The organism is Phenylobacterium sp. (genome assembly GCF_036723115.1).
Taxonomy (GTDB): domain Bacteria; phylum Pseudomonadota; class Alphaproteobacteria; order Caulobacterales; family Caulobacteraceae; genus Phenylobacterium.
On record NZ_DAIMHV010000107.1, the window covers coordinates 1 to 9,102 of the forward strand.

Sequence of the window (9,102 nt, forward strand, 5' to 3'; positions counted from 1 at the left end):
AGATGACGTAGTCGTACACAGCTTCGGCCAGGGTGTGGTCCATGCTGCGGGCCGGTTCGTCGCAGGTGGGACAGTTGACCAGCCGGGCCGGAACGCCCGCGGCCGTGCAATGGGCGGGCACGGGTTTCAGCACCACGGAGCCCGAGGCGATCTTGGCGTGGTCGCCGATGGTGATGTTGCCCAGGACCTTGGCGCCGGCCCCCAGCAAGACGCCCTTGCCGATCTTGGGGTGGCGGTCGCCCCGTTCAGCGCCCGTGCCGCCCAGGGTGACGCCCTGGAGCAGGGAGCAGTCGTCGCCGATCACCGCGGTCTCGCCGATGACGATGCCGGTCCCATGGTCGATGAAGACGCCCGAGCCGATGCGCGTGGCCGGGTGGATGTCCACCTGGAAGACTTCGGACATGCGGCTCTGCAGATAGAAGGCCATGGTGTCGCGCCCCTCTCCCCAAAGCCAGTGGGCGATGCGCTGGGTCTGCAGGGCCAGGAAGCCTTTGAAGAACAGGAAGGGTTGGACATAGCCCTTGCAGGCGGGGTCGCGCTCGAACACCGCCTTGAGGTCGGCCTCGGCCACGTCCACCAGTTCGGGCGCTGCGGCATAGGCCTGTTCGGCGATGTCGCGCAGGCTCATGGCCCGCAGCTCCTGGTCGCCCAGCTTGCGCGCCAGCTGGTAGGACAGGGCGTCGCCCAGGGCCCCGTGGCTGAGGATGACGGCGTTGAGGAGAGAGGCCAGGCCCGGCTCCTCGCGGGCGGCGCGTTCGGCCTCGTTGCGCAGGGAAGCCCAGACCGGCGGCGGATGCGCCGGATCGATGACCTCCAGATGCTTGGCTTCTTCCCGGCCCATCTTCGTCTCCCTTTAGCTCAGCAGCTGGCGCGCCAGCGCCGGCGGCAAGGCCCCTTCCCTGGCCATATGGTAGGCTCGGAGCAGCATCGCCACTGACAGCATATCGGAAATCTGGCCGCAAAGCGCGCATTCCAGCGCCTCGCGGAAGGGGACACGGGCCTGGGCCAGGTCTTCAGTGGCGTCCGGCGCCTTGGGGACGGGGCGAAAATCCCAGGCGATAAAGCCCACCGCCCGCTCGTCGGTGACCGAGTTGGAAAGCTGGGCGCGCAGGACCTCGCGCCACTGCGCCGCCTCCAGTCCGGCCTCTTCCCGCAACTCCCGCTGGGCGCTTTCCAGGGGATCACGATCCAGCGGCCCGCCGCCCTCGGGGATCTCCCAGCTGTAGTCGGCCAGGGGAAAGCGATGCTGGCCCACCAGGCTGACCGTGCCGTCCTCGTGCAGGGGCAGGATGGCCAGGGCCAGGTTCTTGAAGCGCACCACGCCATAGATGGCCGCCGCTCCGGTCGGCGCGGCGGCCTGATGTTCCTCCAGCCTGATCCAGGGATTGTCATAGACGAGGCGCGACGTCGTCGATGACCAGGGACGCCCATGAGGCCTCAGCCAGGCCGGGGGGTGGCGCTCCGGAGGTTTTTGCGACATATTCTCAAATGACCGATGGCGGTGGCGGACGCCTCGACCCTGGCGCCTCTTCTTCAGAAAAGGAATCCCTTGGCCTTCTCCCTCCCCGATCCCGCCGCCTTTGGCGAACCCCTGCCGCTGAAAGCGCGGCCCGAAGTTCTGGACTTCCTGGCCACCCGCCGCTCGGCCACCGCGCTCACCCTGACCGCGCCTGCGCCCAGTGAGGCGGATGTGGAGAGCCTGCTGCGCCTGGCCGTGCGGGTTCCCGACCACGGCAAGCTCGCCCCCTGGCGCCTGATCATCCTGGATGCGGCGGCCAAGACCGAGTTCGCCGCCCGGCTTCAGGCCCTGGCCGAGGCCCGGGGCGATGTGAAGCAGGTCGCCAAGCTCGGCAAGCTGAAGGCGCCCCCGATGGGCGTGGCCGTGGTCTCCCGGCCCCGGCCCGGCGACATTCCGGAGTGGGAACAGCTGATGTCGGCCGCGGTGGTCTGCGCCAACCTTCTCTACGGGGCCACGGCCATGGGCTATGGCGCCAACTGGATCACCGACTGGTACGCCTATGACCCCGACGCCTTGAAGATCCTGGGGCTGGAGCCCGGCGAGCGGGTGGCGGGCTTCATCTTCATGGGCACCGCCAAGGAGACGCCCTTGGAGCGTGACCGGCCGGTCGTCTCGGCCCAGGTCACCCGCTGGTCCCCGCCCGCCTGAGGGGGCGACACCGCCTTCGGCTCGGCAAGGCGGACACACAAAGGCCGGACGGCGCACCGCGCCGCCCGGCCCCAGGTGACACGCCCGAGGAGAGTTGGGCTCATACTATATAGCCTAGAAACCGACACTTAGCCAGTCGGCGCCCTTGATGCGGCCTGTGAGGCGCCTGGGCGTGTCAGCCCAAATTGGGCGCGGGGCGCAAAGCTCGCCCGGCCCTCAGCCCCGGCCGCGATAGGGGGCGACGCCGGGATCGGGCAGCCAGAGGCCTTCGGGCGGCGGACCCGACTGCCAGAAGACGTCGATGGGAATGCCGCCCCGGGGATACCAGTAGCCGCCGATCCGCAGCCAGCGCGGCTGGGCGACCTCGACGATGCGGCGGCCGATGGAGACGGTGCAATCCTCATGGAACGCTCCGTGATTGCGGAACGAGGCGAGGTACAGCTTCAGCGACTTCGATTCGATCAGCCAGGCGTCGGGGGCGTAGTCGATCACCAGATGGGCGAAGTCGGGCTGGCCGGTGACCGGGCAGAGCGAGGTGAATTCCGGCGCGGTGAAGCGGGCCAGATAGAGGGTGTCGGCCTGGGGGTTGGCCACCCGCTCCAGGACCGCCGCCTCAGGGCTGTCGAAGCCGCGCACCTCGCGGCCCAGCTGGGTCAGCTGCATCTCTTCCATCGGCCCGCTTTAGCCCTCGCCGGCGCGGGCGGCAACCAACCCCCGCGACAGGGCCCGCGCGACAGGGCCCGCGCCGCGGGCTATCACCTAAGCCAAAGGCCCCGGCAGCGGGCGCGTCAGTTAGGAGGACAGAGAATGAGCGGCAGGGATTTCCAGGACTTCGTGGTGGTGATCACCGGCGCCTCCACCGGGCTTGGCCGGGCCATCGCCGTGGAGACCGCCGCCCGCGGCGCGCGGGCCGTGGTCATCAACTACGCCCGCAGCCAGGCCGAGGCCGAAGAGACCCGCAAGCTCGTGGAGGCCCAGGGCGCGCAGGGGGTTCTGGTCCAGGGCGACGTGGCCGATGACGCCGACTGCCGCAGGATCGCCGAGGCCGCCGCGCCGTTGGGGCGCATCGACGCCCTCTTCAACAACGCCGGCATGACCCGCTTCGCCAGTCACGCCGACCTGGACGCCGTCAGCGCTGACGACTTCCTCGACCTCTATAAGGTCAATGTGGTGGGGGCCTATCAGACTCTGCGCGCCTGCCGCAGCCTGCTGGAGGCCGCGCCTTCGGCTGCGGCGGTGGTGAACACCTCCTCCATCGCCGGCGTCATGGGTATCGGCTCTTCGGTGCCCTATGCGGCGTCCAAGGGGGCCCTGACGACCATGACCCTGTCCCTGGCCCGGGCTCTGGCGCCCAAGATCCGGGTCAATGCGGTCTGCCCTGGCTTCATCGACACGCCCTGGTTCGGCAAGGGCGTGTCGGCCGAGCGGGCGGAGAAGATGCGCCAGGGGGCGGCGGCCTCCACCCCGCTGAAAGCCGCCTCCACCGCCGAGGACGTGGCCGGAGCAGCGGTGTTCCTGGCCTCGCCCGCCGCCCGTCACATCACCGGCGAGACCCTGCTGGTCGATGCCGGAACCCACCTGGGGTATGCCCCGCTCGCCATGCGGTAGCAGTGTTGCGGAAGCGTGACAGTAAGGCGCCGGATTTTTCGGCGCCCCTTTCGCGGTATGGTCAATTTTCGCGCACGGTTTATGGAGGTGGGGTCGAGCGGGCGGCCCGGATTGATCTGCCAGCCTCCACCATGAGGATGCAGAACATCGGTCGGGCGACGCCGGATCGGGAACACAAGGGGATAAACGAAATGAAGACCATTAAGCTCACGCTTCTCGCCGCCGCGGCGACGCTTGCCATGGGCGGCGCGGCCGCCGCCCAGGAATCGCCCATCAGCTTCAACTTCGGCGTCGCTTCGGACTATGTGTTCCGGGGCGTCAGCCAGACCGACGAGAACTTCCAGGTGTTCGGCGGCGCCGATATCGCGCTCACCGACATGGCCTATGCCGGCGTCTGGGCCTCCAACGTCGACTTCAACGACAGCACCGACGCTGAGATCGACTTCTATGTGGGCGTGACCCCGCAGGCTGGCCCGGTCGCGCTGGACTTCTCGGCCATCTATTACGCCTACGCCAATGCGCCCTCGAACTCGAACTACAGCTACTGGGAGTTCGCGGCTTCGGGCACCGTGCCGGCCGGCCCGGCTGAAATCGGCGCGGCCTTCTACTACTCGCCGGACTTCTTCGGCGGCATCGGCGACGCCTACTACTACGAAATCAACGCGGCGGCTCCGATCAACGACATGTTCTCGGTGAGCGGCGCGCTGGGCCATCAGGCCTTCGACGCTGGCGGCGACTACACCACCTGGAACATCGGCGTCGGCGTGGCCTTCAACGAGACCTTCGGCCTCGACCTGCGTTACCACGACACCAACGAGGACGCCCTGGGCAAGCTCGGCGAAGGTCGCGTGGTGGCGAGCCTGACGGCGGCCTTCTAAGGCTGATCCGCCTGACCTGTTTGAAGGGCCGTCGCCATTGTGCGGCGGCCTTTCTCATTTCCAACATGATCGAGCCGCAATGCTGATCTAGATGGCGGGCGGGTGCTTCGTCCGGCGCGTCTTCACGCCCGGATTGAGTTTGTTTGGAGGGGCCGATTGCGCCATCTATGGTGCGCAAACGGCAGGGAATCGCGGAGAGCAGCCCTATGGTGCGGATGGCCTTGCGTGCGCAGACCGTCGTGGTCGATGTCGCCATTGCAGCCCTGGCCTTCCTCTGCGCCTACCTCCTCTCGCCATCGGCCTTGCCGGACATGGGTTTCGACGGCCAGCCGTCCCTGAACATCGTCCAGCTCACGGCCATCTACGCCGCCTTCGCCGCCCTGTTCACCGCGGTGTTTCGGCGCGAACTGTCCCCCTGGCGCTACGCCTCGATTCCCGACGCCCTGGTGATCGCGCGAATCGCCGCGCTCACCGCGATCCTCTTCCTGCTCACCGTCTGGATCGTCGACCGGGCCTCGACCCTGCCGCGATCGGCTCTGGTCATGGCCGCGGTGTTCCAGGCCACGGGCTGCCTCAGCCTGCGCGTGGTGCGTCGGGCCATCCATGAGCACGCCATCGGCCGCATGGGGCCGCGCCCCATTGTCGAGACCGGCGCGCCGCCGCCCGCCCTGCTGCTGATCGGCCCGCCGGCCCTGGCCGATTCCTATCTGCGCGAGGCCGCCCGCTCCGGCGACCGTCGCTACGCCCCCGTGGGCATCATCGGCACCGACATGCGCGACGTGGGCCAGCAGGTCCGGGGCGTGTGCATCATCGAGAGCCTGGACAAGCTGGACGATGCGCTGACCGATCTGCGCCGCTGGAACCGGTCGCCTCGGGCCGTCCTCTTCCTGGAAGAGCCCAGCAAGCTGAAGGGCTTGCGCGCCGATCACCTGGGCCGGTTCAAGACCGACGGGGTGCGCCTGCTGCGCCTGCCGCGCATCGTCGATCTTCGTCAGCATGACGGCCCCGCGCTCATGCCCCTGCGCGACGTCAGCGTCGACGAACTTCTGGCCCGCGAGCCCATCCAGTTGGACGAGGCGCCGGTGGCCGACCTGGTCCGCGGCCGGCGGGTGCTGATCACCGGCGCCGGCGGCAGTATCGGCGGCGAACTGGCCCGCCAGGTGGCCCGCCTGGACTGCGCTCACCTGATCTTGCTGGACTCCTCGGAGGCCGCGCTATTCTCCATCGAACGCGAACTGGCCGAGACCCAGCCGGACCTGCCCCGCACCGCCGTGCTTTGCGATGTGCGCCATGCCGGCCGGCTGTCGGGCCACTTCCTGCTGCACAAGCCCGACCTCGTCTTCCACGCCGCGGCGCTCAAGCATGTGGCCATGGTGGAGCGCCACCCCTGCGAAGGGGTGCTGACCAATGTGGTGGGCACCTGGAACGTGGCCGAGGCCGCCCGCGCCAGCGGCGCCGCCCAGATGGTGCTCATCTCCACCGACAAGGCCGTCGACCCCACCAATGTCATGGGCGCCACCAAGCGTCTGGCCGAGGCGGTGATTCAAGCCCAGCAGACCACGGGTTCGGGCACCCGCTTCGCCGCGGTGCGGTTCGGCAATGTGCTGAATTCCGCAGGCTCGGTGGTGCCGATCTTCAAGTCGCAGATCGAGCGGGGCGGTCCGGTGACCTTGACCCACCCGGACATGACGCGCTTCTTCATGACCATCCCCGAGGCGGTGCAGCTGGTCCTGCACGCCACGGCAGCCAGCGCCAAACAGAAGGACGATCAGGCCAGACTCTTCCTGCTGGAGATGGGCGAACCGGTGCGCATCATGGATCTGGCCCGCCAGATGATCGCCTTGTCAGGCCTGGTTCCCGAGCGGGACATCGAGATCAAGGTGACGGGGCTGCGGCCGGGCGAAAAGCTCACCGAAACCCTGCTGGACGAGACCGAACAGGCCCAGCCCTGCGCGCCCAAGGTGCTGCAGGTGATCTCCAACTCGGCCCTGCGGATCACGCCGGGCCACCTCCAGACCCTGGAAGCCCTGGCCGAACAGGCCGACGCCGAGGGGGTTCGCAACGCCCTCTTCGACCTGATCGCGCAAATCCGTGGTCAACGTTCTGGCGCGGCCCCCAAGCTGAAAGTCGTCGGCAAGGCCTGAGGCCAAGGCGCCGGCGAGGCCCAACCGGGCTTCTCCCCGTTATCGATCAGACATCGCCCCGGCCAACGCCGGGCGTTTACCTGCGGGCATTCGAAGGCCCCAGACCCACCGCGCAAACATCGAACCCTGTTACTACATTTTTCGATTTACTTAACCATGATGTTCTTGGAACTCATGCGCGTCGATTGCTTATAAAGACCTTGGCTCGCCCCATTTTGGGCGGTCTTACTGTCGCTCATGACTTCTACGCGGAAGTATGTTTTCGCCATGAGAGGCCTCAATACCATAGCCGCAGGGACCGCCCTCGCCTTGGCCGCCCTGGCCGTCCTGGTGGCGGTGGTCACGCCGCTGGACTTGCCGGGACAGATCCTGTTCGGGGCGGCGACCATCTGCGCGGGGCTGTTGATGCGGCGGCGCGACAGCCGGCGGGTCACCATCGCGCTCTGCCTGCTGTCGGTGGCGGTGAGCACCCGCTATATCTTCTGGCGGACCACAGAGACCCTGGACTTCCCCGATCTGGCGAGCGGCCTTTTCGGCTGGGGGCTGTTCCTGGCCGAGCTCTATGCCTGGCTGATCCTGGTGCTGGGTTACGTCCAGACCGCAGCGCCCCTGCGCCGACCGGTGCGCCCCATCGAGGGGCCGGTGGAGACCTGGCCCACCATCGACGTCTTCGTCCCAACCTATAACGAGAGCCTGCAGATCGTCCGCGACACGGTTCTGGCCGCCCTGGCCATGGACTATCCCCGCGACCGCTTCAAAGTCTATCTGCTCGACGATGGCCGCCGCCCGGAGTTTCGCGCCTTCGCCGAAGCCGCCGGGGCGATCTACATCACCCGGGACAACAACCTTCACGCCAAGGCCGGCAATCTCAACAACGCCCTGACCCAGAGTTCAGGCGAGCTGGTCTGCATTTTCGACGCCGACCACATCCCCACCCGCGCCTTCCTGCAAATGACCGCGGGCTGGTTCCAGGCCGACGATCGCCTGGCCCTGCTGCAGACCCCGCACCACTTCTATTCGCCCGATCCGGTGCAGCGGAATCTGGTGACCATGCGCGACATCCCCGACGAGGGGGCGCTGTTCTATGGGGTGGTTCAGCCGGGCAACGACCTCTGGAACGCCGCCTTTTTCTGTGGGTCCTGCGCCCTTATCCGCCGGCGGGCGCTTGAGGAGACCAACGGCTTCGCCGGCGAGACGGTCACCGAGGACGCCCACACCGCCCTGAAGCTGCAGCGCCGCGGCTGGAACACCGCCTATCTGGAGATCCGCCTGGCCTCGGGCCTGGCGACCGAGCGTCTGGCCCTGCACATCGGCCAGCGGGCGCGGTGGGCGCGGGGGATGATCCAGATCTTCCGGGTGGACAATCCGCTGATGGGACCGGGCCTGAAGCTGACCCAGCGGCTTTGCTACCTCAACGCCATGCTGCACTTCATGTTTCCGCTGCCCCGGGTGGTCTTCCTGACCTCGCCCTTGGCCTTCCTGCTGTTTGGCCAGAACGTCATCCAGGCCTCGGCGGCGATGATCGCAGCCTATGCGGCCCCCCACCTCTTCTTCGCCATCAGCACCGCCAACCACCTGCAGGGCAAGGATCGCCGCGCCTTCTGGGGGGAGATCTACGAGACGCTGCTGGCCTTCCATCTGGTGAAACCCACCTTGCAGACCCTGATCGACCCGAAGCGAGGCAAGTTCAACGTCACCGAGAAGGGCGGCATCCTCGACCGCGCCTATTTCGACGCCAAGCTGATGTGGCCGCATCTTCTGGCCGCGAGCCTGCTCATCGCCGGCGTGGCCACGGGCTTTGGCAAGCTGCTCTGGCCCGACCGGTATGAGGTCAATGTCGGCACCCTGCTGCTCAACACCGGCTGGTCGGCCTTTAGCCTGCTCATCTTGCTGGTGGCCCTGGCGGTGGGTCGCGAGACCCGGCAGCTGCGCTACTTCGTCCGCGTCGGCGCCCATCTGCCCATCCGTATTCACCTGACAGATGGCCAGCTCGTCGAAGCGGTGACCGATGAAGTCTCCATGGGGGGCCTTTCAGTGCCGCTGCCGCCCCACCTGTCGTTCGACCCCGCGCAGGTCGCCCGGTTTGAAATGCTCTGCAATGACCGCTGGCTCAACTACCCGGTGACCCTGGTAAGCCAGGCGGGCGGCGTGCTGCGCGTGAAGTTCGAGGAAATGTCGCTGGCGCGTCGGCGGGAGCTGGTCTCCGCCATCATGGGCCGCGCCGACGCCTGGCAGCCCGCCGGCAAGCCGCCGCCGGTCAATCCTCTGGCCGCACTGGCCAGCTTGCTGACCGCCAGTCTGAGCC

8 protein-coding genes are annotated in these 9,102 nt (G+C 67.7%); 5 read left to right on the top strand and 3 right to left on the bottom strand.

Annotated features, from left to right (window positions below; all coding sequences use genetic code 11):
• The coding region (gene cysE / locus V7D28_RS11155) for a serine O-acetyltransferase (RefSeq protein WP_333587458.1) at positions 1-841 on the bottom strand (841 nt) is incomplete at its 3' end.
• Positions 842-853: 12 nt separating this feature from the next.
• Positions 854-1,480, bottom strand: coding sequence for an NUDIX hydrolase (locus V7D28_RS11160; RefSeq protein ID WP_333587459.1), 627 nt, complete (start codon positions 1,478-1,480; stop codon positions 854-856).
• Between the two features lie 69 nt (positions 1,481-1,549).
• Between V7D28_RS11160 and V7D28_RS11165 the strand changes: the two genes are divergently transcribed.
• The gene (locus V7D28_RS11165; protein ID WP_333587460.1) at positions 1,550-2,167 is read left to right on the top strand and encodes a nitroreductase family protein; all 618 of its coding nucleotides are present in this window, start codon (positions 1,550-1,552) and stop codon (positions 2,165-2,167) included.
• A gap of 216 nt (positions 2,168-2,383) precedes the next feature.
• Here the strand turns inward: V7D28_RS11165 and queF are convergent, their stop codons facing one another.
• A complete protein-coding gene (gene queF / locus V7D28_RS11170) occupies positions 2,384-2,839 on the bottom strand; it encodes a preQ(1) synthase (RefSeq protein ID WP_333587461.1) in 456 nt (151 codons plus the stop codon).
• Between the two features lie 135 nt (positions 2,840-2,974).
• On the opposite strand from queF, the gene V7D28_RS11175 reads away from it, so the two are divergent.
• The 4 genes from V7D28_RS11175 to bcsA all read left to right on the top strand — a co-directional run.
• Positions 2,975-3,775: an SDR family NAD(P)-dependent oxidoreductase gene (locus tag V7D28_RS11175; protein WP_333587462.1), complete on the top strand. Its 801-nt coding sequence runs from the start codon at positions 2,975-2,977 to the stop codon at positions 3,773-3,775.
• 191 nt (positions 3,776-3,966) lie between these two features.
• Positions 3,967-4,653, top strand: a complete 687-nt coding sequence (locus tag V7D28_RS11180) for a TorF family putative porin (protein ID WP_333587463.1) — start codon at positions 3,967-3,969, stop codon at positions 4,651-4,653.
• A gap of 206 nt (positions 4,654-4,859) precedes the next feature.
• Complete coding sequence (locus V7D28_RS11185) at positions 4,860-6,797, top strand: polysaccharide biosynthesis protein (RefSeq protein ID WP_333587464.1); 1,938 nt, start codon at positions 4,860-4,862, stop codon at positions 6,795-6,797.
• A 267-nt stretch (positions 6,798-7,064) separates the two neighbouring features.
• Positions 7,065-9,102: UDP-forming cellulose synthase catalytic subunit (gene bcsA, locus V7D28_RS11190; RefSeq protein ID WP_333587465.1), on the top strand; the 2,038-nt coding region annotated here is incomplete at its 3' end.